The sequence below is a fragment of the Exiguobacterium qingdaonense genome, from assembly GCF_018617855.1.
Lineage (GTDB): Bacteria > Bacillota > Bacilli > Exiguobacteriales > Exiguobacteriaceae > Exiguobacterium > Exiguobacterium qingdaonense.
On sequence record NZ_JACSKY010000016.1, the window covers coordinates 22323 to 41042 of the forward strand.

Consider the following 18720-nt stretch of genomic DNA (forward strand, 5'->3'; position numbering starts at 1 on the left):
TTGTCCTCCTTAGCGTCCAAAGCGATAAAGCGGCATCCCTTTCACTTCTGTATCGATGATAAATACCGATCCGGCATCTGGATGTTCGGCTAGCGCCTCCTCATCCATCCCTTCACGAGCCGTCGTGATCGCCAATCGATTAAGCCCATCTCCGATGAAGGCACATGAAGTGACGTTCGGGGCAGGAACGTGAACTTCTAACAACTTTTCACCCGTGGATGGATTCCAACGAGACACTTTACCGCCTGCAAAATGCGCGACCCATAAGCAACCTTCCGTATCCGATGTCATGCCGTCTGGGAACCCGTCCTCTTCTGAGAAATCGATGACGGTCTCTCCGTTCGAGAGCGTACCCGTTTTCAAATCAAAATCATATTTCCGAATCGTTTCAGTCGGTGTGTCGATATGATAAAAAATCGAATGGTCGGGAGACCATGTCAATCCGTTTGAAAGCGTTAACCCATCCATGAGTGTCGTCGTCGTACCATCCCGATCGACGCGATACAATGTCGCTTGATTTTCTTCGTCCTCGAGATGAAGCGTCCCGGCAAAGATTCGCCCATACGGGTCGGCTTTCCCGTCATTGAACCGTAAGCGACCGTCTGGGTCGTTTAACTCGACAATCTTATCTAAATCACGATTGATTTCATCCCATTCATAAATGCCGTCCCTCAACCCGAGGACGACGCCATCGGTCACTTTTGGAATGACGAAGCCAACTTGCTTCCCGACCTCGAATGAAGAGATCTCGTCTTCCCGCTCGTCATACCACCACAACGTATGACCTTCGATATCCACCCAATAAAACCGCTTCAGCTCGGCATCCCAACACGGTCCTTCGCCAAGCGTATTTCGTACTCGAATCCATAACGACGCATCTACTTTCTCCATGACATATCCTCCACTCTATCCGTTAGTTCAGAAATCTATTCCCCTCTCGCATCGGGACTATGCATGAATCTAGAAAATCGTGGCGGATTTTGATTGTCGTCCGTTCAGTTTGCTATAGTCAAAGAAAAGCAGAGAGGATGTGAAAGGGTTGTCTAAATGGGATGAACGATTTAGCTCGGAAGGTTATGTGTATGGGACAGAGCCAAACGAGTTTTTGCGCGAATGGGTCACGTCTCATCAGATTGAAGGAAAACGTGTACTGGCCATCGCGGAGGGGGAAGGTCGAAACGCGGTATGGCTCGCCAAGCTCGGCTTCGAAGTCGAGATGTGGGACGCTTCGAAAGTAGGACTCGAAAAAGCGAAGCGCTTGGCGGCTTCACGAAACGTGTCCCTTCAGATGAAACAGATCGACTTGAATGAAGCCTGCTGGCAAAAAGAGGCGTATGTCATGGTCATCTGTATCTTTGGCCACTTTCCTCCGCATGTCAGAGAAAAGGTGTTCGCCGGTATCCAAAAAACGCTTCGTCCTGGTGGTGTATTCCTGACTGAAGTTTACTCTACAAACCAACTCGCTTACGGGACAGGGGGACCGAACGACGCCTCCCTTCTCTACACCGAAGGGATGTTCCATCAACTCAATGACAATTTCGCCCCTCTCGTCCTAAACGAGAAGATCGTATGGCGAGAAGAAGGGACACTCCATCAAGGCGAATCGGCTTTGATTCAATATGTCGGGCAAAAACGGTAAACAAATGGCCTCCCCGAGATTCGGAGAGGCCATTCGTTTACTTCGCGCCTTCGACGTTCATATGCTTACTGCGGAGTTGTCCACATGCCGCATCGATGTCTGTCCCGTGCTCGAGACGGACACCAGTGTTGACGCCACGCTTTTTCAAGATGTCGTAGAACGCCATGATGTCCTCAGGCGTGCTTCGCTCATATTGGATGTGCTCGTTGACCGGGTTATATGGAATCAAGTTGACGTACGACTTGTCTTTAATGTCTTCGATCAAGTCGGCGAGTTCTTCCGCATGTTCCGGCAAATCGTTCACTTTCGAGAGCAGGATGTACTCGAACGTGATCCGTTTGTTCGTCTTCTCAACGTAGTAACGAATCGATGGCATGAGTTTATCAAGGGGGAACGCGCGGTTGATTTTCATGATGCGTGTCCGAAGCTCATCATTCGGCGCATGTAGAGAGAGCGCCAAGTTGATCCGTAAGTCGAGGTCAGCGAACTTGTAGATCTTATCCGCGAGACCACTCGTCGACACGTTGATCTTACGCGGAGCGATCGCAAGGCCACGCTCATCTTTGACGACACGCAAGAAGTCGACCAAGTTGTCGAAGTTATCGAACGGTTCGCCGATACCCATGACGACGATATGGCTGACGCGGTCCCCTTCGCCCTCTTCATCGAGGAAGTGTTGAACGGTCATGATCTGCTCGACGACCTCACCCGCCGTCAAGTCACGCGTCTTTTTCAACAAGCCGCTCGCACAGAAGCTACAGCCGATGTTACAACCGACCTGAGTCGTCACACAGACCGAACGTCCGTATTTGTGACGCATGAGCACCGTCTCGATGTAATGCCCGTCATGTAATTTAAGTAAGAACTTGACCGTCCCGTCGCCCGCTTCTTGTTTGACGAACAGTTCTTGTGTCGAGATGACGTATTTCTCTGTTAAGTAATCACGCACCTCATCACGTACGTTGAGGTCGTCCATCGATTTGACCCGGTCGATGTAGAGCGAGTCCCAAACTTGACGTGCGTGGAAGGCTCCGTATCCGGCTTCCGTACACTCGTTTGTGAGCTGATCGAACGTCAACCCGTATATAGATGATTTCATTGCAATCTGTCCTTTCTCTAATCCGCATACGTACCATTGTAGCGGACGTGAGAGACGGGTGCAACTTACGAATAATCTGGAGGCGTCGGTCGTGTGATGAACTGTTCGAACGCATAAGCGACTCGGATCAAATCACGCTCCGCGTAGGTCGTTCCCGTGAACGATAGACCGAATGGGGCACCGCTCTCTTTTCGTTGATAAGGGATCGTAATCGTCGGATGCCCTGCTTTCGCAGCCATGTCATAGTTCATGTCATGCGGCAGGACGAGTGCATCTAGTTTATTTGACGCAAGCAATGCGTCAATCCCTTCTGTTTTCGAAAGACGGACGTCCTCGATGCGACGGTCGAGATAGCTCGCTTCAGTCAGTTTTCCAGATCGAGCGTTCGCCGCTTCAAAGATGGTCTGGCCGTGCGGAATCGACTCGGGATGTTCCGCGTTCCACTCGATCAAATCGGAAAGCGTCTTAAACGGCACGGTCGTGTTGGCAAGATACGCCTCGACCCCGAGCTTGAATTCGTCGAACAGGATGTCCGCCTGATTTAGCGCCTCATGCTTCGGTAGCGTGACCTCGACGAGTTCGACCTCGGCTTGCCGGAGCAATCGGAGCGCCCCTTCATACAATCCGACTTCTTCTTCAGAAATGTTCGGTTTGACGAACCCGACGCGCATCCCGACCGCCTGCCTCACATCGAGACATGTCACGTATGGGGGACCGACCGGTGTCTCGAGAGTCGCGGGATCCGATTCATCCTCACCGCACATCGATTGTAAGGCGATGACCGCATCACGAAGCGTACGCGCCATCGGTCCCGCCGTATCTTGAGAACGTGAAATCGGGATGATCCCGGAGCGACTGATCAATCCGACCGTCGGCTTGATCCCGACGATGCTGTTATGGACACTCGGATGGATGATTGAACCGCTCGTCTCAGACCCGACTGCGAGAAGTGTGAGGTTTGCCGCGACCGCAGAAGCCGACCCTGAGCTTGATCCCCCTACATCTAACTTGTCGCCATATGGGTTCATCGTCTGTCCACCGACGGCACTCCAGCCGTTCGGCATATCTTCCGTTAAAAAGTTCGCCCACTCGGACAGGTTCGCTTTCCCCAAGATGATGGCCCCGTCAGCTCGCAACCGTTTGACGAGCTCGGCATCTCGAGCGGCGAAATGATGTCGCATCGCGGCAGCGCCCGCTGTCGTTCGCATCAGACCGTTCGTCTCGATATTGTCCTTGATTAAGACGGGAATGCCGAGTAGCGGTTTGCGTACTCCTTTTTGGTAGGCCCGGTCTGCTGCCTCTGCCTCGAACAGGGCGTCCGGATTGACTTGAATGACGGCGTGAAGCCGTTCATTATACGTTGCAATCCGTCCTAAATAATAGGCGGTCACGTCTCTCGCCGTGAATTGTCCTTCTTTATAACCACGATGCGCACGTTCAATCGTCAGTTCATGTAATTGGATTTGTTCCATCATGCATTCCTCCTTTATCTCTCCCCCTTTATTCGTGCTCTACGTCTGATTTCCTTTTCGTATCGCCAAGTCGATGTGTTCTTGATACACTTAAGAAAAAACAGGAGGTCCCAATGACACGCTCCTACGTATTCGTGCTACTTGCCGTATTCGGTCTATTTTTCTTACAGTTATACGGTGAAAATGTGCCGTATGGTACATTCATTTCCATCGGGTTGATCGGATTCATCATCGTCTTGACGGTTTTTCAGTTGAAACGAAAACCGAATCATTGACGAATGTATTTTGAGGGTGGTATGATGCTCTCACCAACTACATATCGATATCAAGAGTGAACGAGAGATCTGGCTCCGCGACTTCACAGCAACCTGCCTATCGCAAGGTGCTACGACCAGCAAGGGAAACCTTGGACGATATGACGAAAGCGCTCATGTCATCCGACGTGAGCGCTTTTTTTGTTGAATGACGATTTGGAGGGAACGACAGTATGGAACAAGCAACATTCGCAGGCGGCTGTTTTTGGTGCATGGTGACACCATTTGAAGAACTACCAGGGATTGAAGGCATCGTATCCGGCTATATGGGCGGACAGATTGCCAATCCGACATATGAACAAGTGAAATCCGGGACGACGGGGCACCTCGAGGTCGTTCAAATCACATATGACCCAGCATTATTCTCGTATGAACGTCTTCTTGAACTGTATTGGATCCAGACCGATCCGACCGATGACGGTGGTCAATTCCAAGACCGGGGACCTCAGTATGCCCCGGCCATCTTCTACCACACAGAAGAACAACGAATCTCCGCTGAGGCGAGTCGCGATGTGTTGGCGGCGAGCGGACGCTTCACGGCTCCGATTGTCACGAAAATCATTCCGGCGACGACGTTCTTCGCTGCAGAAGACTACCATCAGGATTATCATAAAAAGAATCCGAAGCACTACAAGGAAGACCGGGCCATCTCGGGACGCGACGAGTTCATCGAAGAGAACTGGACGGAAACCGTATAACGGTCATCAGACGCGAATTTTAGCATTCTCGTCTTTTCATAAGACCAATAATCGGGAAAAGGCTATTAATGGTTCATACATCCGAAAAGGAGGATTCATATATGAAGACAAGTACGAAACTCATCATCGGTGTGATCGGCGTAGCCGTAATCGCTGTTGCCTGGTGGCTCATCTCCCCACTATTTTTAACCGAGACGGTCGACGAAGGATTGCCGCCGACAGCAGTTGAGACGCCTGCTCCAGAAGAAGGGACAGAGGAAGAGACAGCTGAGACACCAGAAGCACAACCGAGTCAAACCGAAGTAGCGGGTGTGTTCATGGACGGGGAGAAAAATTATGAGACGACCGGCACGATCCGCTCGGTCGAGGCAGAAGACGGGACGTACCTCCGATTTGAAGAGTTCGAAACGACGAACGGTCCGGACTTATTCGTCTATTTGACGAAACCAGGTCAAGAGACGACCGAAGGCGTCAGTCTAGGGGCGTTAAAAGGAAACATCGGGAATCAAAACTACTTGGTCCCGGCGGATGTGAATCTAGAAGAGTACAACACCGTCGTCATCTGGTGCCGTGCATTCAGCGCGACGTTCGGGACGGGAGAACTGACTGTTACAAGTGAATGAAATGACTGAAGGGTGGCTGACTGAATCAGCCACCCTGTTTTATTTAAAATTGGCTGTAAAGACATCCAACAACAATTGAGAACATGCTATCCTATATGTAAATAAGTGTAATTCAATTGAAGAGATACGATTATGGAGCAGATTGTGTCACAACCATACAAATACTACTTTTGGAAACGTTTCTTTCTATTCTTCATTCCATTGATGGTGGTCGGTATATTATCCGAACCGATGATCATTCAGAATCCATTTGAGGAACTCGAAGACTATGGAGCATTTTTATTCTTCATACTATTTTACATCATCGTCTTTGGAGGCTTGGCAGCTCTTATTGTTTCAATCATGTGGCGGATTAGACAGTTCAAGTTGAAACATTAATTTCATTATTGATTACGCCATCTCCTGCTCTCCCTCCAACGATCGAAACATCCTCAAAACAAAAACCCTGAATGGCACTCTCTCACGAGTGCGCATTCAAGGTTCTTTTCAGTTCATAATTGAAAATTAACTCTTGGCAATCCCAAGCATAAATCCGGCGGAGACAATCAAACCGATTCCCATAAAGACATAGACACGTTCTTTCGTCGTCTTCTCTTCTTTCAATAGATAGATTCCACCGAGTGTCGCCACGACGACATTCAACTGGGATAAGGCGAACGAGGTCGCGATCCCGACTTCTCCGCTTGAGACGAAAAGTCCAAAGTTCCCGATTCCCCACGCAATCCCGGCCAAGATGTTCTTGAACGTACGCGGGTCAATTTTCTTCACGTCCTTCTCCCGAAGACTGAAGAGGAGTGCTGCGATGAACATCCCGACGGATTGTGGGAGAATCGCGGTGATCCCTTCTACTTCAAAGTAATTCGTCAAGACGGCATACGTGACGTAACCGATACTCGAGACGAATAGGACGAGTAGTCCCTTCTTCAAGGCACCGGCACTGTCTTGATCTTTCTTCTGTTGGTATGAGGTCATGGTCGCCCCGATGATGATCAAGACGAGCGCCGAGAACCCTAACCATAGCTCGGTCGTCGTCTGCCAGTCCCCGAGAACGATGACGCCAAATAGAGACGTCCCGACGAGCTGCATCCCTGTACTGATCGGCATCGCCTTCGAGACACTTAAGATTTGGAACGACTGGAACTGCAAATATTGTCCGAGCGCCCAGAACGCCCCTGAGATAAACCCGGTCACGATGGCGAGTGTCGTGAACTCCGGTCGGAAGACGAGGGCGATCACCGTCGCCATAACCATCGCCCCGATCGTCGTTCCGATCAACTGCTGAATCGGTTTCCCGCCTACTTTCGACACGATGAGCGGGATACTCCCCCACATGAGTGCCGGTAAGAGTGCCAACAAAATCATTTCCATGAAGCACACCTGCTTTCTTAATATAACGTCTAACTTGAATTTCCCAAGCTTTTCATTTTATAAACCTAAATTGAAAAAGGGAATTGCCATATTGAATACTACGATGATATAATGATTTCGAACGGGGCATTAGCTCAGCTGGGAGAGCGCTACGCTGGCAGCGTAGAGGTCAGGGGTTCGAGCCCCCTATGCTCCATTAATTTGTCACATCTCGGATGAGGTGTGACTTTTTTATTGACCTGGTGCGATTCAACCCCTTGGTGAACGGGTAATGAAAGATAGACTTTTTCATACAAGGGGGAATTATGATGGAACGCACATCTGTCGAGGAGACATTGACGAGCGTGGTCGAATGCTTGCGCGCTTGCAATCACTGTTTCTCTAAAAGTTTACAAGAAGAAGATTTGCACATGTTCACCGAATGCATCCGACTGACTCGGGAATGCTCAGACATCTGCACGCTAGCTTTAAACGCCTTAGAGTCAGACTCCGCTTTTTCTAAACCAATCCTCTCGCTATGTGCCCAAATATGCGATACATGTGCCGTCGAATGTGGACGTCATTTGCACGACCATTGCCAAGCTTGCGCGAAAGCTTGTGAGCGTTGTGCAGAAGCATGTCGTACGCTCGTCGCCGCTTAAGCACGACATTTGTCTAACTTTCTGTTAGACTTTTTTTATTGCAAACGGCAAACGAAAGAAGGTTAATGATGAATCATACTATTTTCGCACTCGACGTGGAGACGGCAAACCGTGACAGTAGAAGCATCTGTTCTGTCGGATGGAGCATCCTCCAAGACGGGAATGTGGTCGAGACCGACCAGCGCCTCGTCAATCCGGAGGAAGATTTTGATATGGGCAACGTTCGCGTTCATGGCATTCGTCCGAGTGATGTATGGGATGCACCGGCATTACCGGAAGTACTTGACTCTCTTTACCCGATGTTACGGGAAGTCGACCTCGTCATCGCACATAACGCCTCATTCGACATGGGTGCCTTGAAGAAAGCGATCGTCAAGTACGACCTATTCGATTTTCCGACAATCGAATACGGGTGTACGGTCAAACTGTCACGAAAACTATATCCCGGGCTGCCGAACCATAAGTTAAACACGATGGCGGAGTACTTGAACGTGCCGTTTATCCACCATGATGCTGCCGAGGACGCACGCGTATGTGCGTTACTCATGCGTGATATGATGCAGAAGACGGGCATTACAGACGCAAAAGAGTTACACCGTTATACGTCCGTCAAAACGGGCACGCTCGCATACTAAACCGGCCGCTAAATTGTGGCCGGTTATTTTTTGAACACCCAACGCTTTTGAATATAATAACTGACAAAAAATAGAACGCTATCGACGATGACTTTTATAACGACCTCCCCTTGTCTGAAAAGAAGGAACAAGAGATACACGAAAAAAGCCGAGACGGCCATTTGAAGAACGACGAGCCCAAAGTATTTAGGAAGTGACCGACGAGCGTCCGAATGGAAGACCACTTTTCGATTCACCATGTAATTGAACAAAGATGAGATGATTCGGGCAAGTACGGTCGCGGTGATGACATGGGTCGTATCGAAATATGGAGATAACATATATATGAAAATTGCATACATTCCGACGTCGACAAGAAATGAGGCGACAGACGATAACGAATACAACAGGAACATTCGATAAATCATGATCGAGTCGAGCACTGGTCTAAAATGAGATGAATCGTTTTCATTTTCATATATGGTTTGGATGGTCGTCTGTTGAATCGGGACCTGTAGACGCTTCGTGAACGTGAGCATGTTCATTTCAAACTCGTATCGATTTCCGGGGACATCGAGCAGTTGTCTCGCATACCGCATCGGGATGGCACGTAACCCGGTCTGTGTATCTTTCAGTTTTAATCCGCTCCCGACAAGCATGACGAGCCGCGTCGCCTGATTCCCGAACCGACTTCGAAATGGAATCTCATCCCCGCTAAAATCTCGGCAGCCCATGATGAGATGATGTGGCTTGTTCACACCTTCCTCATACACATTGACAACATCTTCCGGTAAATGTTGCCCGTCGGCATCGACGGTGATCACGCCTAATCTGTTTGGATACGTATCAATCACGTACTGTAATCCCGTCTTGAGTGCAGCTCCTTTTCCTTTGTTCTGCTCATGGACCAATACTTGATCGACTAAAGGCCCAACTGTATCAAAAATGGTTTCGGATGACGGACTACTTCCATCATTGACAACGATAATAGTCGAAAACCCGCTCGCCCTCAACTTCTCCACGAGTGTGTTGAGCGCATCGTCAGGGTTATAGGCCGGAATCAAAATCGTATACGCTTGGCGTGTCTCCACTTCTTGCATTTGCATCGCCACCCCTCCTTCATTTCCTTTATACCCTAAGCAACGGATTCACATTCCCAGTAAAAAAAGCATCAGCGCTAAGGCTGATGCTTGAAATCATCCGATAAAGATCAAGTAAGAAGAAACAAAGTAAACGACTAATACGAGAAGTGACGGGATCACATAACGTACTTTCGATGTTACCTGTTGTCTGAGCACACTATACATGACGAGAATCGACAAGATGGTGATACCGACCGCGGACACGAGGTGTGACGTCGATACGTCCGCCAAGATCGAGCCGCCTCGATAGAAGACATCCGATAGAGCAATAATCAACATGTTGAAGATGTTCGAACCGAGAATCGAACCGAACGCCAAGTTGACGTTCCGAAGTTTGAGCGCCATGAACACGGCGACCGCTTCCGGTAATGACGTCGAGGCTGCGATGAGAAAACTTCCGACGAAACTCGAACCGAGTCCGGTGACGACGGCGATCTGGTCCCCCGTGACAGAGAGGGCCGTACCTGCACCCATGATGACGACAGCCGCGATGAGGAAACCTAGACCGGCTCGTCTCAGTGTGATATCTTCATATTTGCTGACGACGACCTCCTCTTCCGCTTCCTGTTCTGCGACCGGGTCTTTCGGTTGTTTCCCGATATAGTAAATCCCAACCCCATACAATATCGCAATCAACAACGCATCGACACCGATTCCGATGAATGTCATGTCAACGCGGACGATTAAGGCAATCAATGTCGTGACGGTCAGTAACAACCCGAGTCCGGCCGTGTATAAATGGTCACGACTCGCATAATTGAACAGTTGCTTTTGTCTGAAATAAAGATCAAACATCGCCAAGATAAAGATATTGAACAAGTTCGAACCGAGCATATTGCCGATGGCGATATCCGGGTTGTCAATCATGACTGCCGAGATACTTGTCGTCACTTCTGGCAACGAAGTGGCTCCTGCTAGAAGAATCGTACCGACGAGCATGCCTCCCATTTTAGACTTTTCACTCATCACATCAGCGTACGTCGACAACTTGATTGCCGCGTAGACTGTGAGGGCCGCAGCCAATAAGAAATAAACAAATACCATCTTTTCTCCTCCTTAAGATAAACAAAAAGACCTTTTTATGGACGACAAAAACGCCCATAAAAAGGTCTTGCGTACTTGTAAAAGCTCGATGGACCGAGTGCTTGCGCACTGTAATGACGACCCATCGACCACAATCGTGGTCGCTACTCCCCTTTTCATTTCCCACTTGACTATAGCATGAATGTACTCAGTTGACAATCGAGCGGTGTAGGAGTTTGATCAAATCCTCTGCGTCAAGCGCTGTTCGATAACCTAGTTCCTGGATGGCGGCAATTACCGAGGGTGAGAGTGAATCGGTCGAACCTGCTAAGTCTAGTAGGTGTCGATCGTGTATGATTTCCTCGTCAATCATATTGTTTGCTACCATTTCCCTCAGCTCATATGCGGTTTGACAAAGCGGTGCCGCTTCTTGCAACCATTCATCTTCTACAAAACGGGTAAGTATGGAATCTAGTAATCTCGTCACTTTTTCGTCTTTCACATGTTTATCACCATAAAACAATAAATGCAGTTCTTGTTCATACAATCCGATCAGGTCGGTCGAGCTGCTGAAAGGTTCGAATGCAACCAACAATTGATGATAATACCAAGACTGGTCACGCATCGGTCGATTGAAGCGTTGCCACATCGCCATTCCATCCACCTCAAGGTCATAACGCATGGACCGTAGTTCGTGTAGCTTGTCTGCCACAAGGAGTGCGACTTCATCGAATTGTAACGTGGAAATCCGTCGAAGTGAGTTCCGTTTTTGCTCTTCCCATGTCTCGCTACGATTGAACTCTGATGCGGCAAGCACGAGACGGAAAACGTGGGGACCGAATTTCGTCAAGATTTCTTGCGGCTCTGCTTTTGAATCATCAATCAAATCATGAAGCAGACCTGCAGCAACGACCGATGGTGGTTGATGATCACTTTCTAATAGCATGGCGACAGCGAATGAGTGTGACAGACACGGCATTGGAGAGCCATTTCTCGTATGACCTTTGTGACGTGTAGCTGAAAAACGTAACGCCTCTTCGATGAGCGGGTTCATATCGCCCTCCCCCTTCTTTTGGATGAAAACTCTATTAGTTCTTACCCCAAATTAGGCATAAATAACCTGAAATCTATCCAAAATTAGGTATATAGTTGCATCATTCTTCATATATCATTTTTTTGGTCATTCCACCATCGATCACGAGATTGTGACCGTTCAGGAAATCATTTCGCGTATCGATTAAGTAGCGCACGGCGTGAACGATGTCCCGAGGCGCACCGACACGTCCGGATGGATGTTGCGCGTGATCAATCTTACGCAACTCCTCATCTGATGTATGAATCCAACCCGGACTGATCGCATTGACGGTTACCGGCCGGTCGCTCAAGGATATGGCTAGCGATTGTGTCAATCCGATGATCCCACCTTTTGAGGCACCATATGCATCCCAATGAGGATCGTTTTGATGTGCCCGCGTTGAAGCCATGTTGACAATACGACCGTATGACTGGTTTTGATTTAACTCAAGAAAATATTTTGAGCAACTAAACGTCCCGACCAAGTTGACATCAATCACCCGTTTAAACGTATCGATTTCGAGCTCATCAATCGGCTTTACTAGTGAGGCAATCCCTCCGTTGTTAATCAATACGTGGGCGTGACCGAATCGATTTTGAATGTCTTCAAAGACACGCTTGACCTCTGTCGCATCACCAAGGTCAACCTGATAGAAATGCAATCCTTTCACATTCGGGTCATCTCCAACATCTAACCCGATCACTTCATATTGATCCGCGAAAGCTTGAGCAATTGCGTTCCCGATTCCTTGACTGACTCCTGTTACGATCATAACGTCTTTCATGATTCATCCCTCCCAAATTGTATGTATACCCGATCAGCTCTCACTCTGACCATAACCGCTTTGATGTCGTCACGACTTCTGCACCCGCTTTTAGAGCCGAATCGACTTCCTCCATTGTTTCAATGAGCCCTCCCGCGAACACTGGAATACCAGTACGCTCTTTAATTTTTTGAATATACTTCGGTACGATCCCGGGCAACACTTCGATATAGTCTGGTTTCGAACGCTCGATATGTTTTAGGCTCTTCTCAAGCGATATCGAATCAATTAAGAAGAGTCGTTGAACCGTCACCACGCCATTTTGTTTCGCTTTTACAATCACACTTCCTTTCGTTGAGATGACCCCGAACGGTTTGAACGTCTGACATACATATTCGGTCGCAAACTCATCTGCTTTCATACCTTGTATCAAATCCATATGAACGAACACTTTTTTCTGATGCTTTCCTAACAATGAAAAGATGGACTCCAATCGACTCATATGTATTTCAAGTAAAACACCTAGTTCAAGATCACTTACTAAAAATCGTTCCAAATCGCGCATATCCCGAATCGCTGGCAAGATTGATTGACCGTGAAACATCCCCAATTCCCCCTATCTTTGACCTTATTATGCAGAGGAGCAAATTCAGAAATCAAGGTTTATCCATTCAATATATCGGGAAAGTAAAATTATCTTGTGTAGAGGGGGATTTCTAGAATGGTCAATGAAGTCACTGTCAAAATTGAGACACCTACTGTCGAAGAACATCAATCGCTTCGTGTGAAAGCAGGGATGCCTCGACGGTCTGACGAAAGTACAGTCAAAGGTTTGAAAAATACGTTATTTGGTGTCTGTTTATACTTAGATCAAGAGATCGTTGGGATGGGGAGAGTCGTCGGGGACGGTGGGATGGTATTCCATCTGGTCGACATCGTGGTAGATCCTGATTGTCAAGGACTCGGACTCGGAAAGTTGATCATGGACCATTTAATGGATTGGATTTTGAGTGAAGCGGATGAGACGGCCATCATCAGTCTGATTGCCGACATCCCGGCCGACGGCTTGTACAGACAATATGGATTCGATTATTCTCGACCAGAATCAGTCGGAATGGAATATCAGTGGAATCAAACAGACAGCTAAATCCTATCGGCAAAGGAGATGACTTATGGATGGGTTAAACATCATCGTGTTGCTCGGATTGTCGCTCACGCTCATCTCTGTTTTCAGTCTCTTTATCGAACGTCTATACTTCCCGAGTATTTTAGCTTTTATCGCCATCGGGGTCGGCGTTGGATTTTTCTGGGACGGAAACGACGTGTTCAAGGTCGCAGGCGAAATTGGAATCATCCTTTTGTTTTTCTTACTCGGTCTCAAGTTTCCATTGCGTGAGCTTTGGAAACGAATGCGCAAAGTATGGAAAGCAGGAGTCCTTGATATCATTCTCTCGTTCGGAGTCTCGTTAGGGGTCGCCTTACTGTTTGGTCTTGACTTCTCGCGTGCCTTTTTGATTGGAGCCGTGCTATATGCGACAAGCTCCTCGATATCGGCTAAGCTGCTTGAGCGCCATTCCGAAAAACACGAAGATATTAAAGAATTTGTTCTCGCCTTACTTATATTCGAAGACATCTTCGCACCGCTGTTATTGACGATCGCACCATTCATCATTCAAAAGGAACCGATCGTCATATCGGACGTTGGGATGGTGTTTGCAGGGTTTCTCTTGTTCGGTGTCCTCTTATTCGCCGGTTCAAATTTTGTGTTACGGCAACAGAAATTCTCAAAACACTTACTACGACAGGACGATGCGAGTATCGGGGTGATCGGGCTGATTCTCTTCTTCGCGGGAATCGGGATGGTCTTCGGTCTTTCTGAGATTTTAGGGGCGTTCATTGCCGGAATCATGCTCGCTGACATTCATGATGTCAGCCCTCTCAAGCGATTGACGGTTCCGGTTCGTGACCTCTTTTTACCTATTTTCTTTATCTCATTCGGTATTTCAATCAATCTCGAACAAGGCGTCATTGTCAATGCGCTCTTTTTCGTCCTCATCGTGTGGGGTGTCTTGTCGAAGTGGATTGTCGGTCGCGTCGGTGGAAGAATATATGGGTTGACGCCCATTCAGGCGAACGAGGCCGGGTTCTCGCTCGCTCCCCGCGGTGAGTTCTCGATTTTGTTCACCGCCCTCTCGAACGGGGCAATCAACTTGTTCGTCGGTCTCTACATTTTCGTCTCAGCCATTATTGGAATCATCTTATTCCGCTTTTCGGAATACTTGGCAGAAATGACGGAGCAGAAACTCACAAAAGTGTTGCCTGACAAGAAAAAAGATGAATGAAAAACAGGCGAACCTTATTCGGTCCGCCTGTTTTTCATTCCGTCTTCCGTCGTCTTGTTTTGACGTTTTTTTCGCCAAATGAAATACCCGATCGCGCCGATGATGATCATTCCATAAATCCCATACGAGTAGGCGTCCAAATAAGACAATATATCTTGCCAATTTTCGCCGACTGCCATCCCGACTAAGACGAGAATCGTGTTCCATATGGCCGTCCCCGCGGTACTAAGCAGTAAAAATTTTAAGAACGGCATGTTCGACATCCCCGCAGGAATCGAAATGAGACTTCGAACGACCGGCATCAATCGTCCAAAGAAGACCATCCAAACACCATACCGCTCGAACCAGGCATCCGCCTTTCTGACGTCTTTCATGTCGAGTCGGAGCCATTTTCCATACTTTTTTGTCCATTTCTCAATTTGCTCGACGTCAAACAACAGGCCGACCCCATACAAGAGGATTGCCCCAAGTATAGCTCCTGCGGTTGAGGCGACGATGACGAGCGTGATAGACAAGTTCGTCTTCACAGCAAAGAAACCACCGAAGAGCAAAACGACTTCAGACGGGATCGGCGGGAATACGTTCTCAATGAAGATCATAAACGCGATCCCTATATACCCGTATTGTTCGATTATCGAAATCATCCAATCGTTCATATCGATACCTCCATCTCCCCTCTATACCCTTCCGTTCCAGTGCAAAACCAACTCGTGCTACACTTCAAATAAGGAGGTGTTTGGAATGATTGAAGAAACACGTTGTCCATGGTGTGGGTCCGATCCGCTGTATGTACGCTATCATGACGAGGAATGGGGAAAGCCCGTCCACGATGACAGGAAACATTTTGAGTGTTTGACGCTAGAGAGTGCTCAGGCAGGACTCAGTTGGATCACCATCTTAAGAAAGCGTGAGAATTATCGGGTCGCCTATCGGAACTTCCACGTCACAGAAGTTGCACAATTTACTGATGAAGACGTTGAAAGACTTATGTCCGACAGCGGGATCGTCCGGAACCGCCGGAAAATCGACGCGTCCATCAATAACGCAAAGCAGTTCATCAAGATACAACAGGAATTTGGTTCTTTTGATTCCTATATCTGGTCATTCGTCGATGATAAACCGATTGTAAACGCATGGTCTCGAGTAGAAGATGTGCCGGCCACCACACCACTTTCGGAACGATTGAGTAAAGACTTGAAACGCCGCGGGTTTAAGTTTTTAGGACCGACAACGGTTTATGCTCACCTACAAGCAACCGGTATCGTCAATGACCATCTCGCCTCTTGCTCTTTCCGATAATGTGAGATCTGCTATAATTATTTTCTTTACTCCCCTCTCAATTTGTGACAATATTTTGACAAAGTGATGATTTATCACTGAAAGCGTTTTCATAAATTATCTTTCGGGGGGAATGTTCATGAACGGAATTTTAGTGTCCATTGTCGTGTACATGGCACTGATGGTCTCACTTGGGATTATCGCGTATCGAAGAACAAGCAGTATCGGAGATTACATGTTGGGGGGACGGGCATTAGGTCCTGGCGTCGCGGCCCTATCAGCCGGTGCCTCGGACATGAGTGGGTGGCTCTTGATGGGGTTGCCTGGTGCGATGTATGCAACAGGTGTCTCAAGTGGCTGGATCGTCATCGGGTTGACGATTGGTGCATACTTGAACTGGCTACTCGTCGCACCAAGATTGCGTATTTATTCATACATATCGGATGATGCAATCACAATTCCAGATTTCTTTGAGAAGCGTTTCAAAGACTCAAAAGGTGTGTTACGCTCGTTTTCAGCAGCCGTCACGCTCATCTTTTTCACTTTATATGCGACGAGCGGTTTTGTCGCCGGCGGTCGCCTATTCAATGCCGTCTTTGATATCGAGTTTGTGACGGGTGTCATTATTCTCGCTTCCATTATCATTTTGTACACATTCATTGGAGGGTTTTTAGCCGTAAGCTGGACAGACTTTGTACAAGGTTTGATCATGCTGTTCGCCCTTATTTTTGTACCTGCCATCGCCATCATGGCAACCGATGGTGTCTCAAGCGCATTAGATACGGTACGAAACATCGACGAAGCATTACTTGACCCGTGGACAGGCCAATCGCTCATCGGGATCATCTCATTATTTGCGTGGGGTCTCGGGTATTTCGGCCAACCGCATATCATCGTTCGTTTCATGGCAATCGGAAAGCTCGAGGACATTAAGACGGCACGCCGAATCGGGATCTCATGGATGGTCTTTACCGTCGTCGGGGCGATGGCGACCGGATTGTTCGGTCTTGCCTATTACACGCAACAAGGACTCACGATTGATAATCCCGAAAACGTCTTTATCAACTTGTCCGATTTGCTATTCCCTGACCTGGTGACGGGTGTATTGTTGGCTGCTCTTCTCGCTGCCATCATGTCGACCATCTCCTCACAGTTACTCGTCTCGTCGAGTGCCGCGACAACGGATTTCTATCAGAAGTTTTTCCGAAAAGGAGCAGGAGACCGTGAACTCGTCATGGTCGGTCGGATCACGGTCATCCTCGTCTCTGTCGTATCGATTGTTCTTGCGCTCGATGCAGACGATACCATTTTAAATCTTGTCGGATATGCTTGGGCAGGGTTTGGCTCTTCATTCGGGCCACTCATCTTGTTCAGCCTGTTTTGGAAGCGGACGACACGTCAAGGCGCGCTTGCGGGAATGTTGATTGGAGCGTTTGTCGTTATTTTTTGGAAGAACTATGCCACTTCTCTCTTCGGAACGGTTGGGACATTGTATGAGATGATCCCCGCGTTCTTCTTGTCGGCGCTTGCCATCTATATCGTGAGTTTGATGTCACCTCCACCAGATGAGGTCATTCGACGAGAGTTTGACCAAATGCAAGACATGGTAAAAGAACATATCAAATAATCTTCATGACAGGTCAACAGTTGACCTGTCTTTATCAAAATTAAGCGAGAATACGCCCACTTCTAAACTTTAAGGACAGGGCTTGCGTGAAAGTGGGCGATGAACCGCGAGCCGCTCTTTCGGGTAAAATATCTTCAAAGGGGGTGACCGTCACATGGTGAAGCACAAGGGCTACAAGTTCCAGATCTACCCGACGAAGGAACAGGAGGTCCTGATCGCCAAGACGATCGGCTGTTCGCGGTTCGTGTTCAACCATTTCCTGTCGAAATGGGGCGCGGCCCATGAAGCGACCGGCAAGGGACTGTCGTATGATGCATGCTCGAAAGCACTTCCCACGCTCAAGCAGGAGTTCAGCTGGTTGACGGAAGTGGACAGCACGGCCGTCCAGAACAGTGTCAAACACCTGGCCGACGCGTACAAGAAGTTCTTCAGGAAAAAGGGGAATCATCCCCGTTTCAAGTCGAAGCGTAACCCTGTCCAATCCTATACGGCGAACATCCAGGGGAAGTCCCAGCTCCCCGAGGTCTCGATTGTCGGGAATCGACTCAAGTTACCCAAGCTGAAATGGGTGCGGTTCGCCCACTCGAGACAGGTCGAGGGTCGCATCCTGAGCGCCACGATCCGACGCACGGCTTCGGGCAAATATTTCGTCTCCCTTCTCGTAGAGCAGGAGATCGGTGAGCTGCCGAGGACGGGTTCATCCGTCGGCGTCGACGTCGGGCTGAAGCACTTCGCCACCCTGTCGAACGGCACGGTGTACCAAAACGACCGTTATTTCCGTATGCTCGAGAAGAAGCTGGCGCGGGAGCAACGCAAGTTGTCCCGTCGCCAGCGCATCGCCCTGAACAAGAGGGTGAGACTCTCCGAGGCGAAGAACTACCAGAAGCAGAAGCGGAAGGTCGCCCGCATCCATGAGAAGATCGCCAACAGACGCACCGACTTCCTGCACAAGGTGTCGACCGAGATCGTCAAAAACCACGACGTCATCGGCATCGAGACCCT

The 18720-nt window shown here is 48.6% G+C and carries 22 protein-coding genes, 1 tRNA gene and 1 riboswitch; of the genes, 13 read left to right on the forward strand and 10 right to left on the reverse strand.

All coding sequences use genetic code 11. The features are described from left to right. Nucleotides 1-9: 9 nt before the first annotated feature. The gene (locus KNP00_RS13055) at nucleotides 10-891 is read right to left on the reverse strand and encodes an SMP-30/gluconolactonase/LRE family protein (protein WP_215145981.1); all 882 of its coding nucleotides are present in this window, start codon (nucleotides 889-891) and stop codon (nucleotides 10-12) included. A gap of 139 nt (nucleotides 892-1030) precedes the next feature. On the opposite strand from KNP00_RS13055, the gene KNP00_RS13060 reads away from it, so the two are divergent. Beyond that, a complete protein-coding gene (locus KNP00_RS13060) occupies nucleotides 1031-1639 on the forward strand; it encodes a class I SAM-dependent methyltransferase (protein WP_338082286.1) in 609 nt (202 codons plus the stop codon). Nucleotides 1640-1676: 37 nt separating this feature from the next. Here the strand turns inward: KNP00_RS13060 and rlmN are convergent, their stop codons facing one another. Beyond that, nucleotides 1677-2738 (reverse strand): dual-specificity RNA methyltransferase RlmN, encoded by a 1062-nt coding sequence (gene rlmN / locus KNP00_RS13065; protein ID WP_031423599.1) that lies wholly within the window; start codon nucleotides 2736-2738, stop codon nucleotides 1677-1679. 65 nt (nucleotides 2739-2803) lie between these two features. Further along, complete coding sequence (locus KNP00_RS13070; RefSeq protein WP_240542890.1) at nucleotides 2804-4210, reverse strand: amidase family protein; 1407 nt, start codon at nucleotides 4208-4210, stop codon at nucleotides 2804-2806. A gap of 113 nt (nucleotides 4211-4323) precedes the next feature. On the opposite strand from KNP00_RS13070, the gene KNP00_RS13075 reads away from it, so the two are divergent. From KNP00_RS13075 to KNP00_RS13090, 4 genes are all read left to right on the forward strand, one after another. Next, nucleotides 4324-4485, forward strand: coding sequence for a hypothetical protein (locus tag KNP00_RS13075; protein WP_215145984.1), 162 nt, complete (start codon nucleotides 4324-4326; stop codon nucleotides 4483-4485). 44 nt (nucleotides 4486-4529) lie between these two features. Next, nucleotides 4530-4629, forward strand: a riboswitch (SAM riboswitch). A gap of 68 nt (nucleotides 4630-4697) precedes the next feature. Further along, nucleotides 4698-5222 carry a peptide-methionine (S)-S-oxide reductase MsrA gene (msrA, locus tag KNP00_RS13080; RefSeq protein ID WP_215145985.1) on the forward strand — a complete coding sequence of 175 codons (525 nt, stop codon included), beginning with the start codon at nucleotides 4698-4700 and terminating at the stop codon, nucleotides 5220-5222. A gap of 101 nt (nucleotides 5223-5323) precedes the next feature. Continuing rightward, nucleotides 5324-5845 carry a DM13 domain-containing protein gene (locus KNP00_RS13085; protein ID WP_215145987.1) on the forward strand — a complete coding sequence of 174 codons (522 nt, stop codon included), beginning with the start codon at nucleotides 5324-5326 and terminating at the stop codon, nucleotides 5843-5845. A 132-nt stretch (nucleotides 5846-5977) separates the two neighbouring features. Then, nucleotides 5978-6223 (forward strand): hypothetical protein, encoded by a 246-nt coding sequence (locus tag KNP00_RS13090; RefSeq protein WP_215145989.1) that lies wholly within the window; start codon nucleotides 5978-5980, stop codon nucleotides 6221-6223. Nucleotides 6224-6349: 126 nt separating this feature from the next. Here KNP00_RS13090 and KNP00_RS13095 read toward each other — a convergent pair whose 3' ends face one another. Next, entirely contained in the window at nucleotides 6350-7213 is an 864-nt protein-coding gene (locus tag KNP00_RS13095; RefSeq protein ID WP_215145991.1) for a GRP family sugar transporter, read from the reverse strand. Between the two features lie 123 nt (nucleotides 7214-7336). Here KNP00_RS13095 and KNP00_RS13100 point away from each other — a divergent pair. From KNP00_RS13100 to KNP00_RS13110, 3 genes are all read left to right on the forward strand, one after another. Beyond that, nucleotides 7337-7409 (forward strand) — tRNA-Ala (locus KNP00_RS13100). 112 nt (nucleotides 7410-7521) lie between these two features. Continuing rightward, complete coding sequence (locus tag KNP00_RS13105; RefSeq protein ID WP_215145993.1) at nucleotides 7522-7854, forward strand: four-helix bundle copper-binding protein; 333 nt, start codon at nucleotides 7522-7524, stop codon at nucleotides 7852-7854. Between the two features lie 68 nt (nucleotides 7855-7922). Next, entirely contained in the window at nucleotides 7923-8489 is a 567-nt protein-coding gene (locus KNP00_RS13110) for a 3'-5' exonuclease (protein ID WP_215145995.1), read from the forward strand. Nucleotides 8490-8512: 23 nt separating this feature from the next. Here KNP00_RS13110 and KNP00_RS13115 read toward each other — a convergent pair whose 3' ends face one another. The 5 genes from KNP00_RS13115 to KNP00_RS13135 all read right to left on the reverse strand — a co-directional run bounded on the left by KNP00_RS13115 (nucleotide 8513) and on the right by KNP00_RS13135 (nucleotide 13075). Further along, the gene (locus KNP00_RS13115) at nucleotides 8513-9574 is read right to left on the reverse strand and encodes a glycosyltransferase (protein ID WP_215145997.1); all 1062 of its coding nucleotides are present in this window, start codon (nucleotides 9572-9574) and stop codon (nucleotides 8513-8515) included. A 90-nt stretch (nucleotides 9575-9664) separates the two neighbouring features. Then, nucleotides 9665-10654, reverse strand: a complete 990-nt coding sequence (locus KNP00_RS13120) for a sodium:calcium antiporter (protein ID WP_215145999.1) — start codon at nucleotides 10652-10654, stop codon at nucleotides 9665-9667. 187 nt (nucleotides 10655-10841) lie between these two features. After that, nucleotides 10842-11687 (reverse strand): HD domain-containing protein, encoded by an 846-nt coding sequence (locus KNP00_RS13125; protein ID WP_215146001.1) that lies wholly within the window; start codon nucleotides 11685-11687, stop codon nucleotides 10842-10844. Between the two features lie 100 nt (nucleotides 11688-11787). Next, nucleotides 11788-12492, reverse strand: coding sequence for an SDR family NAD(P)-dependent oxidoreductase (locus KNP00_RS13130; RefSeq protein ID WP_215146003.1), 705 nt, complete (start codon nucleotides 12490-12492; stop codon nucleotides 11788-11790). A 40-nt stretch (nucleotides 12493-12532) separates the two neighbouring features. Continuing rightward, entirely contained in the window at nucleotides 12533-13075 is a 543-nt protein-coding gene (locus KNP00_RS13135; protein WP_215146005.1) for a glycerol-3-phosphate responsive antiterminator, read from the reverse strand. A 117-nt stretch (nucleotides 13076-13192) separates the two neighbouring features. Between KNP00_RS13135 and KNP00_RS13140 the strand changes: the two genes are divergently transcribed. Both KNP00_RS13140 and KNP00_RS13145 read left to right on the forward strand, forming a co-directional pair. After that, complete coding sequence (locus KNP00_RS13140) at nucleotides 13193-13618, forward strand: GNAT family N-acetyltransferase (protein ID WP_215146007.1); 426 nt, start codon at nucleotides 13193-13195, stop codon at nucleotides 13616-13618. 25 nt (nucleotides 13619-13643) lie between these two features. Further along, on the forward strand, nucleotides 13644-14813 hold the full coding sequence (locus KNP00_RS13145) for a cation:proton antiporter (protein ID WP_215146009.1): 1170 nt from the start codon (nucleotides 13644-13646) through the stop codon (nucleotides 14811-14813). A gap of 14 nt (nucleotides 14814-14827) precedes the next feature. Here the strand turns inward: KNP00_RS13145 and KNP00_RS13150 are convergent, their stop codons facing one another. Further along, complete coding sequence (locus KNP00_RS13150; protein ID WP_215146011.1) at nucleotides 14828-15469, reverse strand: DedA family protein; 642 nt, start codon at nucleotides 15467-15469, stop codon at nucleotides 14828-14830. 85 nt (nucleotides 15470-15554) lie between these two features. Here KNP00_RS13150 and KNP00_RS13155 point away from each other — a divergent pair, with 85 nt between their 5' ends. The 3 genes from KNP00_RS13155 to KNP00_RS13165 form a co-directional block, all read left to right on the forward strand. Then, complete coding sequence (locus tag KNP00_RS13155) at nucleotides 15555-16112, forward strand: DNA-3-methyladenine glycosylase I (protein WP_215146013.1); 558 nt, start codon at nucleotides 15555-15557, stop codon at nucleotides 16110-16112. Nucleotides 16113-16230: 118 nt separating this feature from the next. After that, entirely contained in the window at nucleotides 16231-17718 is a 1488-nt protein-coding gene (gene putP, locus KNP00_RS13160) for a sodium/proline symporter PutP (RefSeq protein ID WP_215146021.1), read from the forward strand. A gap of 154 nt (nucleotides 17719-17872) precedes the next feature. After that, a partial coding sequence (locus tag KNP00_RS13165) for an RNA-guided endonuclease TnpB family protein (RefSeq protein WP_215146023.1) occupies nucleotides 17873-18720 on the forward strand: 848 nt, incomplete at its 3' end.

Coding starts and splice junctions, on each gene's coding strand:
- KNP00_RS13075 (WP_215145984.1), top strand. CDS start 4,324: ATGACACGCTCCTACGTATTCGTGCTACTTGCCGTATTCGGTCTATTT.
- KNP00_RS13125 (WP_215146001.1), bottom strand. CDS start 11,687: ATGAACCCGCTCATCGAAGAGGCGTTACGTTTTTCAGCTACACGTCAC.
- KNP00_RS13110 (WP_215145995.1), top strand. CDS start 7,923: ATGAATCATACTATTTTCGCACTCGACGTGGAGACGGCAAACCGTGAC.
- KNP00_RS13105 (WP_215145993.1), top strand. CDS start 7,522: ATGGAACGCACATCTGTCGAGGAGACATTGACGAGCGTGGTCGAATGC.
- KNP00_RS13055 (WP_215145981.1), bottom strand. CDS start 891: ATGGAGAAAGTAGATGCGTCGTTATGGATTCGAGTACGAAATACGCTT.
- putP (WP_215146021.1), top strand. CDS start 16,231: ATGAACGGAATTTTAGTGTCCATTGTCGTGTACATGGCACTGATGGTC.
- KNP00_RS13085 (WP_215145987.1), top strand. CDS start 5,324: ATGAAGACAAGTACGAAACTCATCATCGGTGTGATCGGCGTAGCCGTA.
- msrA (WP_215145985.1), top strand. CDS start 4,698: ATGGAACAAGCAACATTCGCAGGCGGCTGTTTTTGGTGCATGGTGACA.
- rlmN (WP_031423599.1), bottom strand. CDS start 2,738: ATGAAATCATCTATATACGGGTTGACGTTCGATCAGCTCACAAACGAG.
- KNP00_RS13155 (WP_215146013.1), top strand. CDS start 15,555: ATGATTGAAGAAACACGTTGTCCATGGTGTGGGTCCGATCCGCTGTAT.
- KNP00_RS13145 (WP_215146009.1), top strand. CDS start 13,644: ATGGATGGGTTAAACATCATCGTGTTGCTCGGATTGTCGCTCACGCTC.
- KNP00_RS13150 (WP_215146011.1), bottom strand. CDS start 15,469: ATGAACGATTGGATGATTTCGATAATCGAACAATACGGGTATATAGGG.
- KNP00_RS13140 (WP_215146007.1), top strand. CDS start 13,193: ATGGTCAATGAAGTCACTGTCAAAATTGAGACACCTACTGTCGAAGAA.
- KNP00_RS13130 (WP_215146003.1), bottom strand. CDS start 12,492: ATGAAAGACGTTATGATCGTAACAGGAGTCAGTCAAGGAATCGGGAAC.
- KNP00_RS13115 (WP_215145997.1), bottom strand. CDS start 9,574: ATGCAAATGCAAGAAGTGGAGACACGCCAAGCGTATACGATTTTGATT.
- KNP00_RS13120 (WP_215145999.1), bottom strand. CDS start 10,654: ATGGTATTTGTTTATTTCTTATTGGCTGCGGCCCTCACAGTCTACGCG.
- KNP00_RS13070 (WP_240542890.1), bottom strand. CDS start 4,210: ATGGAACAAATCCAATTACATGAACTGACGATTGAACGTGCGCATCGT.
- KNP00_RS13095 (WP_215145991.1), bottom strand. CDS start 7,213: ATGGAAATGATTTTGTTGGCACTCTTACCGGCACTCATGTGGGGGAGT.
- KNP00_RS13090 (WP_215145989.1), top strand. CDS start 5,978: ATGGAGCAGATTGTGTCACAACCATACAAATACTACTTTTGGAAACGT.
- KNP00_RS13135 (WP_215146005.1), bottom strand. CDS start 13,075: ATGTTTCACGGTCAATCAATCTTGCCAGCGATTCGGGATATGCGCGAT.